At 58.1% G+C, this 19947-nt stretch carries 14 protein-coding genes, 1 tRNA gene and 1 pseudogene; 14 read left to right on the top strand and 2 right to left on the bottom strand.

Annotated features, from left to right (window positions below; all coding sequences use genetic code 11):
• Window positions 1-46 precede the first annotated feature (46 nt).
• The 13 genes from NX780_RS03840 (at window position 47) to NX780_RS03780 (ending at window position 18505) form a co-directional block, all read left to right on the top strand.
• Window positions 47-122, top strand: a tRNA-Trp gene (locus tag NX780_RS03840).
• Window positions 123-158: 36 nt separating this feature from the next.
• A complete protein-coding gene (gene secE, locus NX780_RS03835) occupies window positions 159-548 on the top strand; it encodes a preprotein translocase subunit SecE (protein ID WP_258826533.1) in 390 nt (129 codons plus the stop codon).
• Window positions 548-1162 carry a transcription termination/antitermination protein NusG gene (nusG, locus tag NX780_RS03830; protein ID WP_258826532.1) on the top strand — a complete coding sequence of 205 codons (615 nt, stop codon included), beginning with the start codon at window positions 548-550 and terminating at the stop codon, window positions 1160-1162. Before secE ends, nusG begins: the two co-directional genes overlap by 1 nt.
• Window positions 1163-1272: 110 nt before the next feature.
• Window positions 1273-1704, top strand: coding sequence for a 50S ribosomal protein L11 (gene rplK / locus NX780_RS03825; RefSeq protein WP_211526658.1), 432 nt, complete (start codon window positions 1273-1275; stop codon window positions 1702-1704).
• A complete protein-coding gene (gene rplA, locus NX780_RS03820) occupies window positions 1704-2399 on the top strand; it encodes a 50S ribosomal protein L1 (RefSeq protein WP_258826531.1) in 696 nt (231 codons plus the stop codon). The genes rplK and rplA overlap by 1 nt, the downstream gene beginning before the upstream one ends.
• 271 nt (window positions 2400-2670) lie before the next feature.
• A complete protein-coding gene (gene rplJ / locus NX780_RS03815; protein ID WP_258826530.1) occupies window positions 2671-3195 on the top strand; it encodes a 50S ribosomal protein L10 in 525 nt (174 codons plus the stop codon).
• A gap of 69 nt (window positions 3196-3264) precedes the next feature.
• Window positions 3265-3642, top strand: coding sequence for a 50S ribosomal protein L7/L12 (gene rplL, locus NX780_RS03810; protein WP_258826529.1), 378 nt, complete (start codon window positions 3265-3267; stop codon window positions 3640-3642).
• Between the two features lie 310 nt (window positions 3643-3952).
• On the top strand, window positions 3953-8062 hold the full coding sequence (rpoB, locus tag NX780_RS03805; RefSeq protein WP_258826528.1) for a DNA-directed RNA polymerase subunit beta: 4110 nt from the start codon (window positions 3953-3955) through the stop codon (window positions 8060-8062).
• Window positions 8063-8287: 225 nt separating this feature from the next.
• Complete coding sequence (rpoC, locus tag NX780_RS03800) at window positions 8288-12535, top strand: DNA-directed RNA polymerase subunit beta' (protein ID WP_258826527.1); 4248 nt, start codon at window positions 8288-8290, stop codon at window positions 12533-12535.
• A gap of 221 nt (window positions 12536-12756) precedes the next feature.
• Entirely contained in the window at window positions 12757-15513 is a 2757-nt protein-coding gene (locus NX780_RS03795; RefSeq protein ID WP_258826526.1) for a type VI secretion system Vgr family protein, read from the top strand.
• The gene (locus NX780_RS03790; RefSeq protein ID WP_258826525.1) at window positions 15510-17117 is read left to right on the top strand and encodes a hypothetical protein; all 1608 of its coding nucleotides are present in this window, start codon (window positions 15510-15512) and stop codon (window positions 17115-17117) included. Before NX780_RS03795 ends, NX780_RS03790 begins: the two co-directional genes overlap by 4 nt.
• 25 nt (window positions 17118-17142) lie before the next feature.
• On the top strand, window positions 17143-17715 hold the full coding sequence (locus NX780_RS03785) for a hypothetical protein (RefSeq protein ID WP_258826524.1): 573 nt from the start codon (window positions 17143-17145) through the stop codon (window positions 17713-17715).
• A gap of 193 nt (window positions 17716-17908) precedes the next feature.
• The gene (locus tag NX780_RS03780) at window positions 17909-18505 is read left to right on the top strand and encodes a hypothetical protein (RefSeq protein WP_258826523.1); all 597 of its coding nucleotides are present in this window, start codon (window positions 17909-17911) and stop codon (window positions 18503-18505) included.
• 35 nt (window positions 18506-18540) lie between these two features.
• Here NX780_RS03780 and NX780_RS03775 read toward each other — a convergent pair whose 3' ends face one another.
• Window positions 18541-18807 carry a PAAR domain-containing protein gene (locus NX780_RS03775; protein WP_258826522.1) on the bottom strand — a complete coding sequence of 89 codons (267 nt, stop codon included), beginning with the start codon at window positions 18805-18807 and terminating at the stop codon, window positions 18541-18543.
• A 139-nt stretch (window positions 18808-18946) separates the two neighbouring features.
• Between NX780_RS03775 and NX780_RS03770 the strand changes: the two are divergent.
• A pseudogene (locus NX780_RS03770) lies at window positions 18947-19540 on the top strand (DNA-directed RNA polymerase subunit beta'); the annotation flags it as partial.
• Window positions 19541-19548: 8 nt separating this feature from the next.
• On the opposite strand, the gene NX780_RS03765 reads toward NX780_RS03770, so the two are convergent.
• The gene (locus NX780_RS03765) at window positions 19549-19920 is read right to left on the bottom strand and encodes a hypothetical protein (protein WP_258826521.1); all 372 of its coding nucleotides are present in this window, start codon (window positions 19918-19920) and stop codon (window positions 19549-19551) included.
• Between the last annotated feature and the right edge of the window lie 27 nt (window positions 19921-19947).

Genomic DNA, 19947 nt, shown 5'->3' with positions numbered 1-19947 from the left:
CGCGCGCGCGCCATGTATAATGCTGGATTCAGCGAGAAGTTTTCGTAGGGGTGTAGCTCAATTGGCAGAGCGTCGGTCTCCAAAACCGAAGGTCGCGGGTTCGATTCCCTCCGCCCCTGCCACCGAATTCTGGTGCGCAAGCATCGAAAGAAAAGAAGATGTCCAATCAATCCGTGCAAACTGTCAGCACCTCGAATGACAAGTTCAAGGTCGCACTGGCGGTAGTTGCCACGATTGCAGGCGTTGTCGGGTTCTTTTACCTGAAAGGCCAAAACAAACCAGCCTTGGTCGCCACCGGCGCCCTCGTGGCTGGTTTAGTTTTTGCTGTCCTGCTTTTGTGGACTTCCACTACCGGTCGTGATTTCCTGAACTTCGCCAAGGAGTCGGTGCGCGAGACCAAGAAAGTTGTTTGGCCGACCCGCAAAGAGGCCACCCAGATCACCGGCATCGTGTTTGCCTTCGTGGTCGTGACGGCGATTTTCCTGTGGGGCACGGATAAGGTGTTGGAGTTCGTATTGTACGACCTGGTCCTGGGATGGAAAAACTGATGAGCGAAAACGTGCAAGACAATGCGCCGGGCCAAGACCCGGCGCAAGACGCTGGTGCGGCTCCCGTGAGTGTCCCGGTCAGCAACAAGCGCTGGTACGTCGTCCACGTCTACTCCGGCATGGAAAAGAGCGTCATGCGCGCCCTGACCGAGCGCATCGAGCGCGCGGGCATGTCGGAACAGTTCGGCCGCATCCTGGTTCCGACCGAGGAAGTCGTCGAAATGCGCAACGGCACCAAAGCCGTCTCCGAGCGTCGTTTCTTCCCGGGCTATGTCCTGGTTGAGATGGAAATGACCGACGAGACCTGGCACCTGGTGAAGAACACCTCGAAGGTCACCGGCTTCATCGGCGGCAAGTCGAACAAGCCGACGCCGATTCCGGCGCGCGAGATCGACAAGATCATGCAGCAGGTCCAGGAAGGCGTCGAAAAGCCTCGTCCAAAAGTGCTGTACGAAGTGGGCGAGCAGGTGCGCATCAAGGAAGGCCCGTTCACCGACTTCAACGGCAACGTCGAGGAAGTCAACTACGAAAAATCGAAGGTGCGTGTCTCTGTCACCATCTTCGGCCGCGCAACTCCGGTGGAGCTGGAGTTCGGGCAAGTAGAGAAAGTCTAAAACGCCGTAATCGGAGCGTTCGCAGCAGCAAGGCGGAATCCGGTAAGAGGAGCCCCGCCAGAGTAGTAGTGGTGGGGCGCTACTACTCAATGCCAATCTAGGAGCCATTCATGGCAAAGAAAATTATTGGCTTTATCAAGCTGCAAGTCCCGGCTGGTAAGGCAAACCCATCCCCACCGATCGGTCCGGCACTGGGCCAGCGCGGTCTGAACATCATGGAATTCTGCAAGGCGTTCAACGCCCAGACCCAAGGCTTCGAGCCGGGCATGCCGATTCCGGTCGTGATCACCGCCTTCGCGGACAAGTCCTTCACCTTCGTGATGAAGACCCCGCCGGCAACCTACCTGATCAAGAAAGCCGCTGGCATCACCAAGGGTTCGCCGAAGCCACATACCGACAAGGTTGGCTCGCTGACCCGTGCCCAGGCTGAAGAAATCGCAAAAACCAAGCAGCCGGACCTGACCGCCGCCGACATGGACGCAGCAGTGCGTATCATCGCTGGCTCGGCACGTTCGATGGGCATCACGGTGGAGGGTGTGTAATGGCTAAGCTGTCCAAGCGCGTCAAAGAAATGAAAGCAAAAGTGGACCGTAACAAGGTCTACGCGTTCGACAACGCTGTGTCGATCGTCAAGGAATTCGCCACCGCCAAGTTCAACGAGTCGATCGACGTGTCGATCCAGCTCGGCGTGGATCCGAAGAAGTCGGACCAGGTGGTCCGCGGTTCGGTCGTCCTGCCAGCAGGCACCGGCAAGACCGTGCGCGTCGCTGTCTTCGCTTCGGGCGACAAGGCTGAGGCTGCTAAAGCAGCCGGCGCCGACATCGTCGGTATGGAAGACCTGGCAGAGCGCGTCAAGGCCGGCGACATGCCGTTCGACATCGTGATCGCTTCGCCGGACACCATGCGTATCGTCGGTACCCTGGGTCAGATCCTGGGCCCGCGCGGCCTGATGCCGAACCCGAAGGTCGGCACCGTGACCCCGAACGTCGCCGAGGCCGTCAAGAACGCCAAGGCCGGTCAGGTCCAGTACCGCACCGACAAGGCAGGCATCATCCACGCCACCATCGGTCGCAAGTCGTTCTCGGACGAACAGCTCAAGACCAACCTGGCAGCACTGCTGGATGCCCTGAACAAGGCCAAGCCGGCAACCTCGAAGGGCGTGTACCTGCGTAAGGTCGCCCTGTCGTCGACCATGGGCGCTGGCGTCCGCGTCGACCACGCTTCGATCGCTGCTTAATAGCACTGAATAAAGTCCCTGCAGTTTCATCGCAGGGCGCATCTTTGGGCTGTCGGAGCAAATTACCGCTCCGGCAGGCAATCAAAGACCGTTGGGCCGAAGGCAGAGGTTGAGCTTGAGGTTAATACACCACCCAACGCAGATGGTGACCCGAACAAGTTTTGTAGTCCACGCTGCGTGAGTTCATCCGCGTTAGATTGACTTCTTAACTTCGGACGCCGTGTTCGAACCGATGCAAACATGTTGTTCGCATCATTTAAGGAGATTGACCGTGGGTCTTAATCTGAATGACAAAAAGGCCGTCGTCGAAGAGGTGAGCGCGAAAGTTGCAACCGCGCAGACCATCGTCGTGGCTGAGTACCGTGGCATCCAGGTTGCTCACTTGACCAAACTCCGTGCAGCTGCACGTGCCCAGGGCGTCTACCTGCGTGTTCTGAAGAACACGCTGGCTCGTCGCTCGGTCGAAGGCACGCAGTTCGCTTCGCTGGCAGATTCCATGACCGGTCCGCTGATCTACTCGATCTCGGACGACGCCGTTGCAGCAGCTAAAGTCATCAATGACTTCGCTAAAACCAACGACAAGCTGGTCGTGAAAGCTGGTAACTACGCCGGTAAGCAACTGGATGTTGCTGGCGTGACCGCGCTGGCAAGCATCCCGAGCCGTGAAGTCCTCATCGCCCAGCTGCTGGGCGTCATGCAGGCACCGGTGTCGGGCTTCGCACGAGTTCTGGCTGCAGTCGCAGCACAAAAAGGCGAAGGCTCGGCTGCTCCGGCAGCGGAAGCCGCCGAAGCGTAATCGCTTCGCGACTTTTTGTTCAAGTAGAACCAAACCTGTACTACACACACACAATATTTGGAGTTTCAAATGGCAATTAGCAAAGAAGAGTTCCTGGACGCAGTTGGCGCAATGTCGGTCATGGAACTGAACGACCTGGTCAAGGCTTTCGAAGAGAAGTTCGGCGTGTCGGCAGCTGCAATGGCAGCACCGGCAGCTGGCGGCGCCGCTGGCGGCGCAGCTGCTGCTGAAGAGCAGACCGAATTCAACCTGGTCCTGGCTGAAGTCGGCGCGAACAAGGTCGGCGTCATCAAGGCCGTCCGCGAAATCACCGGTCTGGGCCTGAAAGAAGCCAAAGACCTGGTCGACGGCGCACCGAAGGTCGTGAAGGAAGCCCTGCCGAAGGCAGACGCAGAAGCCGGCAAGAAGAAGCTGGAAGAAGCTGGCGCCAAGGCCGAGCTGAAGTAATACATATGCATTGGGCACTCATCAAGGGTGCCCAGCGCGGGAGTCAAAGCTTGCGGAACCTGCCGAAAGGGAGGGGATGCGGCTTTGGCTCTTTTGTCGTCCCTGCAGCAAACGTTTGCATCAGGTGCCGATAAGCAACACAGCAGTAAAGAGCAGCACCAGCAGCACCAGCGGTCAGAAATATCGTAACACAGCAGTACGGCTGTCTTAATCACCTGGCGGGAAAGCAGAGGCTTCAGGCCTTGCGTGTGGTGCGACCACCACTGGCAATTCCTGAATTCTCATCCTTTCTGTCACTCACGGAGTGTCCATGCACTACTCATTTACTGAGAAGAAGCGCATTCGCAAGTCGTTCGCGAAGCGCGCCAACGTTCACAACGTTCCCTATCTTCTGGCTACCCAGCTCGAATCCTACGAGAATTTCTTGCAGGCCGACGCCACTCCGTCCGTCCGCAAGAATGAAGGCCTGCAGTCCGCCTTCACCTCCATCTTCCCGATCGTGTCGCACAACGGTTTTGCGCGCCTCGAGTTCCTGTCCTATGTGCTGGGCGACCCCGCGTTTGACGTGAAAGAGTGCCAGCAGCGCGGCCTGACCTTCGCTTCGCCGCTGCGCGCCAAGGTGCGTCTGGTGATCCTGGACAAGGAATCGCCGACCAAGCCGGTCGTGAAGGAAATGAAAGAGCAGGAAGTGTACATGGGCGAACTGCCGCTGATGACCACGAACGGTTCGTTCGTCATCAACGGTACCGAGCGCGTCATCGTCTCGCAGCTGCACCGCTCGCCGGGCGTGTTCTTCGAACACGACCGCGGCAAGACGCACTCGTCCGGCAAACTGCTGTTCTCGGCTCGCATCATTCCTTACCGCGGCTCGTGGCTGGACTTCGAGTTCGACCCGAAGGACATCCTGTTCTTCCGCGTCGACCGCCGCCGCAAGATGCCGGTGACGATCCTGCTGAAGGCCATCGGCATGACGCCGGAACAGATCCTGGCGAACTTCTTCGTCTTCGACAATTTCACCCTCCGCGATGAAGGCGGCGAGCTGGAGTTCGTGTCCGAACGCCTGCGCGGCGAAGTCGCGCGCTTCGACATCGTCGATCCGAAGTCGGGCAAGACCATCGTCACCAAGGACAAGCGCATCAACGCCAAGCACGTCCGTGACATCGAAGCCGCTGGCATCAAGTCGATCTCGGTGCCGGAAGACTACCTGCTGGGCCGTGTGCTGGCCAAGAACATCGTCGACCAGGACACCGGCGAAGTCATCGCCGTGGCCAACGACGAGCTGACCGAAGAGCTGCTGGGCAAGCTGCGCGACGCCAATGTGTCGGCCATCCAGACCCTGTACACCAACGACCTGGACCAGGGCGCCTACATCTCGCAGACCCTGCGCACCGACGACACCGCCGACCAGACCGCCGCACGCGTGGCGATCTACCGCATGATGCGTCCTGGCGAACCGCCGACCGAAGAGTCGGTGGAAGCCCTGTTCAACGGCCTGTTCTACAGCGCCGAGCGCTACGACCTGTCGGCCGTGGGCCGCATGAAGTTCAACCGCCGCATCGGCCGTGACGAACTGACCGGCGACATGACCCTGTCGAACGACGACATCCTGGCCGTGATCAAGATCCTGGTCGAGCTGCGCAATGGCCGCGGCGAAGTCGACGACATCGACCACCTGGGTAACCGCCGCGTGCGTTGCGTCGGCGAACTGGCTGAGAACCAGTTCCGCGCCGGCCTGGTGCGCGTGGAACGCGCCGTCAAGGAACGCCTCGGCCAGGCCGAAGCGGACAACCTGATGCCGCACGACCTGATCAACAGCAAGCCGATCTCGGCCGCGATCCGCGAATTCTTCGGTTCCTCGCAGCTGTCGCAGTTCATGGACCAGACCAACCCGCTGTCGGAAGTCACCCACAAGCGCCGCGTCTCGGCACTGGGCCCGGGCGGCCTGACCCGCGAACGCGCAGGCTTCGAGGTGCGCGACGTGCACCCGACCCACTACGGCCGCGTCTGCCCGATCGAAACGCCTGAAGGCCCGAACATCGGCCTGATCAACTCGTTGGCACTGTACGCCCGCCTGAACGAATACGGCTTCCTGGAAACCCCGTACCGCAAGGTCGAAGGTTCGAAGGTCACCGACAAGATCGAATACCTGTCGGCGATCGAAGAAGGCCGCTACATCATCGCCCAGGCGAATGCTGCCATCAACGAAGAAGGCCAGCTGGTCGACGAACTGGTGTCGGCGCGTGAAGCAGGCGAAACCATCCTGGTCTCGCCGGAACGCATCCAGTACATGGACGTGGCCCCGGGCCAGATCGTGTCGGTTGCAGCCTCGCTGATTCCGTTCCTCGAGCACGATGACGCGAACCGTGCACTGATGGGCGCCAACATGCAGCGCCAGGCCGTGCCTTGCCTGCGTCCTGAAAAGGCCGTGGTCGGCACCGGCATCGAGCGCACCGTGGCGGTCGACTCGGGCACCACCGTGCAGGCCCTGCGCGGCGGCGTGGTGGACTACATCGACGCGGGCCGTGTCGTGATTCGTGTGAACGATGACGAAGCACAGGCTGGCGAAGTCGGTGTGGACATCTACAACCTGATCAAGTACACCCGTTCGAACCAGAACACCAACATCAACCAGCGTCCGATCGTGCAGGTTGGTGACCGCGTCGCCCGTGGCGACGTGATCGCCGACGGCGCATCGACCGACCTGGGCGAACTGGCACTGGGCCAGAACATGCTGGTGGCCTTCATGCCGTGGAACGGCCTGAACTTCGAAGACTCGATCCTGATCTCGGAAAACGTGGTCAAGGACGACCGCTACACCTCGATCCACATCGAAGAGCTGAGCGTCGTCGCACGTGACACCAAGCTGGGCGCGGAAGAAATCACCCGCGACATCTCGAACCTGGCCGAGAACCAGCTGGCCCGCCTGGACGAATCGGGCATCGTGTACATCGGCGCCGAAGTGCAAGCCGGCGACGTGCTGGTCGGTAAGGTCACCCCGAAGGGCGAGACCCAGCTGACCCCGGAAGAGAAGCTGCTGCGCGCGATCTTCGGCGAAAAGGCCTCGGACGTGAAAGACACCTCGCTGCGCGTGCCTTCGGGCATGGTCGGCACCGTCATCGACGTGCAGGTGTTCACCCGCGAAGGCATCCAGCGCGACAAGCGCGCCCAGCAGATCATCGACGACGAGCTGAAGCGCTACCGCCTGGACCTGAACGACCAGATGCGTATCGTGGAAGGCGACGCCTTCCAGCGTCTGGAGCGCATGCTGATCGGTAAAGTCGTCAACGGCGGTCCGAAGAAGCTGGCGAAGGGTGCCGCGATCACCGCCGAATACCTGGCGGACCTGGACAAGTTCCACTGGTTCGACATCCGTCCGGCCGACGACGACACCGCGAACGCGCTGGAAGCGATCAAGGAATCGATCAACGAGAAGCGTCACCAGTTCGACCTGGCCTTCGAAGAGAAGCGCAAGAAGCTGACCCAGGGCGACGAGCTGCAGCCTGGCGTGCAGAAGATGGTCAAGGTCTACCTGGCCGTCAAGCGCCGCCTGCAGTCGGGCGACAAGATGGCAGGCCGCCACGGTAACAAGGGTGTGGTCTCGCGTATCGTCCCGGTCGAAGACATGCCGTTCATGGCCGATGGCCGTCCGGCAGACGTCGTGCTGAACCCGCTGGGCGTTCCGTCGCGTATGAACGTCGGTCAGATCCTGGAAACCCACCTCGGCTGGGCAGCGAAGGGCCTGGGCTGGCGCATCGGCGAAATGCTGGCTGCGCAAGCGAAGGCTGCGGATCTGCGCGCGTTCCTGGGCAAGATCTACAACGAAACCGGCCGCAAGGAAGACCTGGACAGCTTCAGCGATGAAGAGATCCTGAGCCTGGCGCACAACCTCAAGAACGGCGTGCCGTTCGCGACCCCGGTGTTCGATGGCGCCCACGAAGACGACATCCGCCGCATGCTGGACCTGGCCTTCCCGGACGACATCGCTGCCCACCTGGGCATGACCCCGTCCAAGAACCAGGTCGCCATGTTCGACGGCCGCACCGGCGAAGCGTTCGAGCGCAAGGTCACCGTCGGCTTCATGCACATGCTGAAGCTGCACCACCTGGTCGACGACAAGATGCACGCCCGTTCGACCGGCCCGTACTCGCTGGTGACGCAGCAGCCGCTGGGCGGTAAAGCCCAGTTCGGTGGCCAGCGCTTCGGTGAGATGGAGGTGTGGGCACTGGAAGCGTACGGCGCATCGTACGTGCTGCAGGAAATGCTGACCGTCAAGTCGGACGACGTGAACGGCCGTACCAAGGTGTACGAGAACCTGGTCAAGGGCGACCACGTGATCGACGCCGGCATGCCGGAATCGTTCAACGTGCTGGTGAAGGAAATCCGTTCGCTGGGTATCGACATCGATCTCGAGCGCAACTAAGCAAGGCCAGCATGGCCGCCGGCCTTCGGGCCCGGCCCTCTGCTCCTGAAATCGTCGCCCCGGCGCAGGCCGGGGCCCAAGTCCAGTTGGTAACTGGAAAAATTGGATCCCGGCCTGCGCCGGGATGACGCTTTCAAGGGTATGGTGAGGCAAACACTGGCGAAAATCAGTGAGAACCGGCGGAAGTAGTACTTAGTACAGAATCAATCACCTCTGGAGTGATACATGAAAGCACTGCTCGATCTATTCAAGCAAGTTCAGCAAAACGAGAGCTTCGACGCCATCAAGATTGGCCTGGCGTCGCCCGAAAAAATCCGTTCGTGGTCCTACGGCGAAGTCAAGAAGCCGGAAACCATCAACTACCGCACCTTCAAGCCTGAGCGCGACGGCCTGTTCTGCGCCAAGATCTTTGGCCCGATCAAGGATTACGAATGCCTGTGCGGCAAGTACAAGCGCCTGAAGCACCGCGGCGTCATCTGCGAGAAGTGCGGCGTCGAAGTCACGCTGGCCAAGGTGCGCCGTGAGCGCATGGGCCACATCGAGCTGGCCTCGCCGACCGCCCACATCTGGTTCCTGAAATCGCTGCCGTCGCGTCTGGGCATGGTCCTGGACATGACCCTGCGCGATATCGAACGCGTGCTGTACTTCGAAGCATACGTCGTGACCGATCCTGGCATGACCCCGCTGAAGAAGTGCCAGATCATGTCGGAAGACGACTACGCCGCCAAGTACGAAGAGTACGGCGACGACTTCACCGCATTCATGGGCGCCGAAGGCATCCGTGAACTGCTGCGCTCGATCGACATCCACCGCGATGCCGAAGCCCTGCGCGTGGAACTCAAAGAGTCGAAGTCCGAAGCCAAGATCAAGAAATACGCCAAGCGCCTGAAAGTGCTCGAGGCGTTCCAGCGTTCGGGCATCAAGCCTGAATGGATGATCATGGAAGTGCTCCCGGTCCTGCCGCCGGAGCTGCGTCCGCTCGTCCCGCTGGACGGCGGCCGTTTCGCGACCTCCGACCTGAACGACCTGTATCGCCGCGTCATCAACCGTAATAACCGCCTGAAGCGCCTGATGGAACTGCGCGCTCCGGAAATCATTACGCGTAACGAAAAGCGCATGCTGCAGGAAGCGGTTGACTCGCTGCTGGACAACGGCCGTCGCGGCAAGGCGATGACCGGCGCCAACAAGCGTCCGCTGAAGTCGCTGGCTGAAATGATCAAGGGTAAGGGCGGCCGCTTCCGCCAGAACCTGCTGGGCAAGCGCGTCGACTACTCGGGCCGTTCGGTCATCGTGGTGGGTCCGCAGCTGAAACTGCACCAGTGCGGCCTGCCGAAGCTGATGGCCCTGGAACTGTTCAAGCCCTTCATCTTCAACAAGCTGGAACTGATGGGTCTCGCGACCACCATCAAGGCTGCCAAGAAGCTGGTCGAAGTGCAGGAGCCGGTGGTCTGGGACATCCTGGAAGAGGTCATCAAAGAGCACCCGGTCATGCTGAACCGTGCGCCTACCCTGCACCGTCTCGGTATCCAGGCGTTCGAGCCGGTCCTGATCGAAGGCAAGGCGATCCAGCTGCACCCGCTGGTCTGCGCGGCGTTCAACGCCGACTTCGACGGTGACCAGATGGCAGTCCACGTCCCGCTGTCGATCGAAGCACAGATGGAAGCCCGCACCCTGATGCTGGCTTCGAACAACATCCTGTTCCCGTCGAATGGCGAACCGTCGATCGTCCCGTCGCAGGATATCGTGCTGGGTCTGTACTACGCGACCCGCGAAGCGATCAACGCCAAGGGCGAAGGCATGCTGTTCCCGGACGTGTCGGAAGTCATCCGCGCGTACGACAACAAGGAAGTCGAACTGGCGACCCGCATCACCGTGCGTATCACCGAATACCCGAAGAACGCCGAGGGTGAATTCGACAAGACCGTGACCCGCTACGAGACCACCGTCGGCCGCGCCATCCTGTCCGAGATCCTGCCGAAAGGCCTGCCGTTCTCGGTGCTGAACCGCGCGCTGAAGAAGAAGGAAATCTCGAAGCTGATCAACACGTCGTTCCGCAAGTGCGGCCTGCGTGCGACCGTCGTCTTCGCGGACAAGCTGATGCAGTCGGGCTTCCGCCTGGCGACCCGCGCCGGCATCTCGATCGCCGTCGACGACATGCTGATCCCGGACGTCAAGAAGGGCATGATCGCGACCGCCGAAGCGGAAGTGAAGCAGATCGAGCAGCAGTACGCTTCGGGTCTGGTCACCGCCGGCGAGCGTTACAACAAGGTCGTCGACATCTGGGGCAAGACCTCGGACGAAGTCGGCAAGGCGATGATGGACCAGCTGAAAGTGGAACCGGTCACCAAGCGTGACGGCACCGAAGGCACCCAGGAATCGTTCAACGCGATTTACATGATGGCCGACTCGGGCGCCCGTGGTTCGGCAGCCCAGATCCGCCAGCTGGCCGGTATGCGAGGCCTGATGGCCAAGCCGGACGGTTCGATCATCGAAACCCCGATTACCGCGAACTTCCGCGAAGGCCTGAACGTTCTGCAGTACTTCATCTCGACCCACGGCGCTCGTAAAGGTCTGGCGGATACGGCACTGAAGACCGCGAACTCGGGTTACCTGACCCGCCGCCTGGTCGACGTGACCCAGGATCTGGTGGTGATCGAGGACGATTGCGGCACCAGCAACGGCACGCACATGAAGGCGATGGTCGAAGGTGGTGAAGTCATCGAGCCGCTGCGCGACCGTATCCTCGGCCGCGTCGCCGGTACCGACATCGTGAATCCGGAAACCCAGGAAACCCTGTACGAAGCCGGCACGCTGCTGGACGAAGACATGGTCGAAGAGATCGAACGCGTCGGCATCGACGAAGTGAAGGTCCGCACCCCGCTGAACTGCGACACCCGCTTCGGCCTGTGCGCGAAGTGCTACGGCCGTGACCTCGGCCGCGGCCTGCTGGTCAACGCCGGCGAAGCAGTCGGTGTGGTCGCAGCACAGTCGATCGGTGAGCCGGGTACCCAGCTGACCATGCGTACCTTCCACATCGGTGGTGCGGCATCGCGTGCAGCGGTGGCGTCGTCGGTCGAAGCGAAGTCGAACGGCACCGTCCGCTTCACCTCGACCATGCGTTACGTCACCAACGGCAAGGGCGTCCAGATCGTGATTTCGCGTTCGGGCGAAGTCCTGATCACCGACGACCACGGCCGTGAGCGCGAGCGCCACAAGGTGCCGTACGGCGCGAGCCTGATCGTCAAGGATGGCATGGCTGTCAAAGCCGGTACCGCCCTGGCGACCTGGGATCCGCTGACCCGTCCGATCATTACCGAGTACGCAGGTACGATCAAGTTCGAAAACGTGGAAGAGGGCGTTACCGTCGCTCGCCAGGTGGACGAAGTGACCGGCCTGTCGACCCTGGTCGCGATCGATCCGAAGCGCCGTGGTTCGGGCAAGGTCCTGCGTCCGCAGGTCAAGCTGCTGAACGACGAAGGCCAGGAAGTCAAGATCGCCGGCACCGAGCACGCCGTGACGATCGGCTTCCAGGTCGGCGCGCTGATCATGGTCAAGGACGGTCAGCAAGTCTCGGTGGGTGAAGTGCTGGCACGTATCCCGACCGAATCGCAGAAGACCCGTGACATTACCGGTGGTCTGCCGCGCGTTGCCGAACTGTTCGAAGCACGTTCGCCGAAAGACGCGGGCATGCTGGCGGAAGTCACCGGTACCGTCGCGTTCGGTAAAGAGACCAAGGGCAAGCAACGCCTGGAAATCACCGACATGGACGGCAACAAGCACGAGTTCCTGATCACCAAGGACAAGCAAGTGCTGGTGCACGACGGCCAGGTGGTGAACAAGGGCGAGATGATCGTCGACGGTCCGGCCGATCCGCAGGACATCCTGCGCCTGCTGGGTATCGAAGCGCTGGCCCGCTACATCGTGGACGAAGTGCAGGACGTGTACCGTCTGCAGGGCGTGAAGATCAACGACAAGCACATCGAGGTGATCGTTCGCCAGATGCTGCGTCGTGTCCAGATCACCGATGCAGGCGACACCGACTACATCGTCGGCGAGCAGGTGGAGCGTTCGGAACTGCTGGAAGAGAACGACAAGGTCAACGCCGTCGGCAAGCTGCCGGCGCAGTACGAAAACGTGCTGCTGGGTATTACCAAGGCATCGCTGTCGACCGACTCCTTCATCTCGGCCGCATCGTTCCAGGAAACCACTCGCGTCCTGACCGAAGCGGCGATCATGGGCAAGCGCGACGGTCTGCGCGGCCTGAAGGAAAACGTCATCGTCGGCCGCCTGATCCCTGGCGGTACCGGCCTGGCATTCCACCGCGCCCGCAAGGAGAAGGAAGTGTGGGAGGCGGAAGAGCGCCAGGCGCTGCTGCAGCAGGAGAAGGCCAATATGGCTGCCGAACTGCAGGCGATGGAAGACCAGCAGAATGCTGCGGCTCCGGCGGAGCAGCATCATGGTGAGGGCGAGTGATCGTCTGAGCTAGCTGAGAGCTGAAATGAGAACGGCACCCTGAGGGGTGCCGTTTTTATTTGGGCAACAGTATTCAATAGACCGAGTAGTGTGGTTTCTTGCCACACACCACTTGATCAAGCTAAAGGAAACACTGATTAATCGCTTATCGGCCTAACTCAGAAGACACAATAGCTCTCTGTTCTTGAGTAAATCGAACATGAGATAAGGTGGCTCCTCCGATGGCTGATCCGACCAAGTCCTTCAATCAAGCACTCCTTGCCCAGCACGACCGTCTCCTGAAGCTGGACACGCCTCTCGGCAACGATATCCTCCTGCCACAACGCGTCCTTGCGCATGAGCGCCTCGGTAGAAGTTACGAATACACGATCGATCTCGTATCAGTACGCGACGATATCGAACTCAAGAAACTCATCGCTCAGCCGGTCACTCTCTGGCTACGACAGGCAGACGGCAGCTACCTTCCCACTAGCGGCTATGTGCACACAATCAAGCGATTAGGCAGTGACGGGCAGATCACGTTTTGCCAGATATTGATCGCGCCGTGGCTATATTTTCTGAAGTTTCGCAAAGACGCCCGGATATGGCAAGACAAGACCGCCGATGACATTCTGGCTGAAGTATTCTCAGTGCATCCCCAAGCGGCAGGAAATTTTCGTTTTGAATTGAGCCAGCCAGCACTTCCGCGCTCGTATTGCACACAGTACGAGACGGATTGGCATTTCGTCCATCGCTTGATGGAAGCGGAGGGATGGTACGGCTACCACGAGCAAGCAGAAGACGGCTCGGGCCACGTTCTCGTCATCACGGACTCGACGTATCAACTCAAGCCTCTCCTGTCTCAGCAGATCCGCTTCCACGGAGCAGGTACCGAGGATGAGTTGCAGGAAATCGGGCACTGGGGCACAAGCCGAAGCGTCCTCTCGTACCAATTCACCACGCGAACCGACGACTACAAGGCCCCCAACCAGCAAAAGCAATGCAACGTCTCTGTGCTGACAGAACATGGCGATCTGCCCAGCCAACTGGAGGTGTACGAGTACACGGGTGCTTATACCTATTCAAAGCGCGAGCAGGGAGACAAGCAAGCGCGCATTAGGGTGGAAGAATGGGAATCGAGCATGCAGCGTTTCCACGGGGTTTCCAGTGTGCGCAACTTACGCGTGGGAAGTTGGTTCACACTGGAAGATCATCCGGCCCATCGGGACGATCCAGAACAAGAACGCCAGTTCATCGTCATCGCTCTTGACTGGTGCATTGAAAATAACTTGCCGGTGTCGGACAAGTTGAGAGATCTTCCAGGCAGTCTCTCATTGCAGGTGAAAACGTTCAAAGCTGCCATCGGCCGCGGCGGTGCAGGAGTCCGGTCGAGCGGTGAAGGACCGCGGAGTAACAAGGACACCGGCCATTGCTTCAACTGCTTCGAAGTCCAGCGACGCAAGGTTCCCTTTCGTAGTCCGGTGGAGCACGCAAAGCCGAACCTGCATCCGCAGACCGCTATTGTCGTCGGGCCTGCTGGCGAAGAGGTCTATACGGATCACCTCAACCGGGTCAAGGTCCGGTTCCGGTGGGATCGGGAGAATTTCGGCGATGAGAGGGCATCGTGCTGGGTACGTGTCAGCTACCCGAACGCAGGTCAGGGCTGGGGCGGAATCAATGTTCCCCGCACTGGGCAGGAAGTCATCGTCACCTTCCTGAACGGCGACGCGGACAGGCCTGTCATTACGGGCCGGCTCTATAACGAAGACCAGGTTCCGCAGTGGCATACCGATGGCAAGCTCTCGGGTCTCAAGTCCAAGGAACTCAAAGGCAACGGCTTTAACCAGCTGGTCCTTGATGACACGACCAGCCAAAACCGGGTGCATCTCTACAGCAGCAATACCCATGCACAGCTGAACCTCGGTTATCTGGTCACCCAGCGTGGGAACGAGCGAAGCCGTTTTTTTGGATCAGGCTTTGCACTCAGCACTGACGACTTCGGCGGCATAGTCACGAACAAGGGGCTGTATATCAGCACCTTTGGTCGCCCCGGTGCGCAGGGAACACAGCTCGATGCGACCGAATCCACCAGTCAGCTCAAGGCGGGCGCCTCGCTCGTAAAAAATCTGTCTGACACGGCGTCTAAGGCAGGAGCAGAAGCGCTCGGTGGACAGGAGGGCCTCAAGCAGTTCATCGACGCAACCGCAGACCGTTACGAAGGCGATGCACAGGGAGGCGCCAACCGTTTCAAGGAACCAATCCTGCTCGCCGGATCCCCCGCGGGGATCGGGCTGGCCAGCACTACAGGCATGCATGTTCATGCGGGCACGGATGTGACTCTATCGTCCGGTACGGATACCAATGTAGCGGTGGGCAAAAGCCTTATTGCCAGCGTCGCTGAAAAGATCAGCCTGTTTGCCTACAACGCGGGTATCAAGCTGTTCGCAGCCAAGGGCAAAGTCGATATCCAGGCGCAGGGCGATGATCTCGACATCATCGCTGAGAAAGTCGTGCGCCTGCTGTCGACCAGCTCCCGCATCGAAATCCACGCGAAGGAGGAGGTCACCATCTCCGCAGGCGGGTCCTCCATCAAGATCAATGGTTCCGGAATCACGGAGAGCACGTCAGGCAAATGGACTGCCCACGCGTCGATGCACCTTATGCCTCGGCCGGCAAAGGCTCCCTATGTGATGCCGCATTTACCGAAGACCGAGCTGCAGAAGACCGATCTGGAATTTCGCCATCTGACGGACTGGGGCGAGCCCTTGGCAGGTGCTGCGTTCAAGGCGACGCTGAGCGACGGCAGTGTACGCACGGGCACGCTTGATGCGCAAGGGATTGCTCGTGTCAGTAATGTGCCCGCGGGTACGACGGCGAAGATTGAATACGACTACAAACCGCTGCAGGCAAGCTCTACCGTATCGACTGAGCTGGACGATGATGTTGACGAATTGCTGAACTGGGTATCGGGCAGCGGTGTCGAGAAAGGTAGAGCATGAGCCAAAAACCTGCGCTACCGGATCAGAACGGAATTCTTGAGGACGCTTGGGAGTCGGTCGTAGGAGGTATGAATTGGCTCAGCTCGGTCCTCTTGGGAGAGTTTGCCGACAAACGGCCCCTTTCGGCTGTCGTGGCGGACATGCTGGTCAGTTTCGTGCCTGGTGTCGTCATTGTAACCAGCGCCCGTGATGCGGTCGCTGTCATCGTACGGCTGGCCTGTCATCCCGAAAAGCGTGATGACCTCATGGAATGGGTGCTTCTGAGCGCTTGCCTCATTGTTATAGCGTTGCCCATTGCGATGGCTGCCGCAGGCGCCGCTGCGCTAGGGGCCGGCGCCGTCGTAGGGGGTATCGCGGGTTCAGAACTCGGCGCCGTGCTGCGTGCCGTCATGCTCCTGTTGATCAAGGAAGCGTCGAAGCTTGTGGAATTGGTGCGTTTCTTGCAGCAGTTCATCAAGGGCGACGTCCTGAAGTTCCTGCGCGCAGTGAAGTTCGCTCAATACGAAAAAGCGCTTCTCGGAGCGATGAAGCAAATTATCGGTAAGCTCGTGGAAATAGTGCGGGCGCTACGTACGCGGCTGGAAAGCCTGGAATATTTTGAAACGGTCAAGGTCACGATCGGCAGACTTATAGACTGGGAACAAAGGTTTTACCAAGTACAGCAGGATGCGATCAAGCAGATGCCGAGGGCGCTGGCGGAACTCGATGCACGGCTTGCGAAACTGCTGGCGCAGACTGCGCCAAAGGAGGCGCATACGGTCGTCATTGGTGTTAAAACAGATAAGGCTGTGGGAGCGCAACTGCTCAAGCAGCGGGTACGGGATACACCGGGTAAAGTCCTGGAGAAGCCAGAATACAAAGCATCAAAGCCAAAAGCCATCACCGCAGCGGCGCCACCCGACGTCAAAACCAGATCGAAAGCCGCATCCGAGATTTCACTGAAAGAAAAGCCCGAGCCTATAAAATCGCCTCACGAGGGGCCGAACGGGAAGAAACAAGCTGTAGCCGATGCCGCTGCGGCCGCTGATAGGGAGCGGATAACGCAACTGGCTAAGGAAGGTAAGATCGGCGAAGCACAAAGAATTTTACAACCTTATGTAGACGCAGCTAAAGATGCTAAGACATCGACGGAAAAACAGGCTGCAATGGATGCGATAATCGCCAGGCTGGACGTAACTTCTGATAAAGAAAAGATGTTCTGGTCCGGCAATAAAGATCTCGCGGCTAAAATAGCAAAAGAAAGAGGGAAGACTATTTTAGAGCAAACGCCGGGTGGCAGCGTCATTGATGGTTGGGGAGATTTGAACAAGACGTTTTCTTGGGCGGGAGAGGGAATCGAGCCTCATGGACCTGATTTCTGGGGTGCCGTATCCTCAAAATACTCGAGCGATGCAACCGGTAAGATCGACGTCATTCAAGATTTTGAGAAAAGATTTCCGCGCGGAGGGAATATTTGGCGTGAAGATGAGTGGACAACAATCGTAAGAGAGGGCAAGGTGACGTCCATTAATGTGTTGGGGATGAGCCCTGACGGTAGACTGGTAGATTCAATGGAAATCGAACCAAACGGAGCGATTGCCAAAAAACTATTCGGAGAGGGATAAAATGACGTTGGCGTTCGAGAATTTCATGAGGCAATACAAGATGACCGGAAGCGAAAAGGCTGATGGATATAGTCGGGATGCTTTCGTAGGACTCGACGAGTACGAGAAGAAAACCGTTTTCGAATTATTGGTGAAAGAGCTTCCATGGTCTGCTGAATGGCTCTTTTACCTTGATCCAGAAAAGGCTCTTGCAGTTACGAAACAAATAGAAGAACAATCACGCGGAAATCCTTATGCTCATGTTTATAAATTACAGGAGCAGATAGTTAAATACTCTGGAGATCTAAATTACCAAAAACGCATGATCGACGATTTTCCTAATTACATAGATAGACTAAAGCCACGTGTTGTTGATGCTATTAATAGAACGCCTACGACAGATGTAAAACTTGATTTTTTTAAGCAGGTTATTTTATTGGAAGCGAATTCCGATGCTGTGGCAAGAGCCAGTCAGCATCTGCTAGATTCACTTAATATTTCTTGCGAGGGCGAGCGCGAAGAAGAATACAATCGATTGATTCGAGCACTCCGTAGCGATAACCTTACAGATAAAAAGAGAGCCATTGCTGAGTTGCGACGGTATGGTTCTATAATCTAAATTCGAGGGACACATCGATTTGGCTTGCCAGAGTTTAAAATCGTTTGGAACAGGAGAAGATAAGCGAAATCAAAATGCATGTGGTGGATATAGGCTCGGGCACTCACGGCTTGCCAGATACCTACATCAACCAACTACCAAATTTCGATCGACGACCATGAGCGAATGCCGGAATTTCCTCGATTTCTTTTCGATGCATAACAAAGAACGTTTGGATGGATTGAGTGAAATTTATTTTTCGGAAATGACGCATCAAGAGCGAACAATGGCGTTCGGCTATCTGTTGAAGATGGTAAAGGCTGGAGGGTCAGAGGAAAGCATAAATGGACTTTTTCTAGCCGATCAGAAACGTGCGTGTCTGATTGTGGCAGAGCTTCTAAAAAGCGGGAGTTTGCGAGATGAGGCCAGAGTCGTAGCGGCGTGGAATCTTTTTCGTGTAGAACCTGACTCTTCGCTGCTTTCCGTGTTTATACAACTCATGTCAAGTGCGGACAAGCGAATTCGTGCCAAAGCTGCGTACTATGTTCCTTCCAACATGGCAACCTCAGATCTTATTGATGGGCTTAAGGCGATGGTACGAACGGAGACCGATACTCTGGCCTCAATAAATGCTGCAAACAAGCTGCTGGAATGCTATGGCATCACTAGAGAATCCGTAGAAAAGGAAGAATTTTCTCGTCTTTATCGAGGTCTTCGGAGCGATGATTCAAGCGATAGGGAACAGATTTTCAAACAGCTCGACCGTTTGTACAAGCCGAGAGTCGTAGCCAGCGAGGGGCCCGATTTATAAGGCCGCAATATTTTGTCTGGTCAGGCGAATGGTGCTTACCCGTAGGTGGCCGTGGCTAGGCTGGAGATCAAGGTACATCCGCAAGCGCAGCGGTGACCATGTAACGCAACCATGCGCTCACCAATTAAATAGGTTCCGGCCCCTTCCACGATAAGATTGATGCCATGCCCGATTTGTGGGCAAGTGATCAAATCGCCAACACGGGCAATGCCGATTCCATCGATAAGGTGCGTAGTCGACGCGGAGATCACTTTGCCACCGTGTGAGGTAGAGTCGCCCAAGCGGACAATTGGTAGCGCCATTTTCATTCCTCCCACTATATTTTCCAATCAAATCATCACCAAATTACTCAAGAACGGTTAACTTTTTCGCCGAGTCAAAGCGTACATTGCCTTAAATGCGTTGGTGCTGTTGTTGAACAATATTTTTGGACCGAGGCCGATCACCAGGGACAAGCAGGTGCTGGTGCACGACGGCCAGATGGTGCACAGGTACGAGATGATCGTCGACGGTCAGGACTGGGGCGCCCCACCGATCGCAAGACATCCTGCGTCTGCTGAGCATCGAAGCGCTGGCCCGTTGCATCATGAATGAAGTGCAGGACGTGTACCGTCTGCAGGACGTGAAGATCAACGACAAGCACATCGAGGTGATCGTTTGCCAGATGCTGCGTCGTGTCCAGATCACGATGCAGGCGACACCGACTACATCGTCGGCGAGCAGGTGGAGCGTTCGGAACTGTTGGAAGAGAACGACAAGGTCAACGCCGTCGGCAAGCTGCCGGCTCAGTACGAAAACGTGCTGCTGGGTATTACCAAGGCATCGCTGTCGACCGACTCGTTCATCTCGGCCGCATCGTTCCAGGAAACCACCCGCGTCCTGACCGAAGCGGCGATCATGGGCAAGCGCGACGGTCTGCGCGGCCTGAAGGAAAACGTCATGGTCGGCCGCCTGATCCCTGGCGGTACCGGCTTGGCATTCCACCGCGCCCGCAAGGAGAAGGAAGTGTGGGAGGCTGAAGAGCGTCAGGAATTGCGTCTGAACTAGGACATGGAACTACGCCTGCGCCAGATAAGGCCCACAATGAGACCAAACAGAACTACGGCGAATGCAGCGTAGGCTTGAATGTAATAGACTGTGCCCTGTTCCAGACGCAGGTAAGGGCCAACATCTGGCGAGTGGATTTCCAGTAACAGGCCGATAAACCAGAAGGCCACAGTCGCAAAAAACAGGACGCCCAACCAAGGTCTCAAACGTGCAGCGAAAAGGCAAAGCATTGCTGCCGTCAATCCCACAGTCCAGAACAGCGAGATAGTGGGCTCCTTGTCGCTCACCTCAGCAATCGCTGTTCCCGGAATGAAGGCAAGAGCAGATAACAGGAGCCACGATGTTGCATGGTCAGGGGCATACGACATTTGCAAAGTTCTCCGCTTACTTCGTTG

The organism is Massilia agri, assembly GCF_024753255.1.
Taxonomy (GTDB): domain Bacteria; phylum Pseudomonadota; class Gammaproteobacteria; order Burkholderiales; family Burkholderiaceae_D; genus Telluria; species Telluria agri.
The sequence above is the reverse complement of the archived record's forward strand: the minus strand, read 5'-3'. Positions and strand labels throughout refer to the sequence as shown.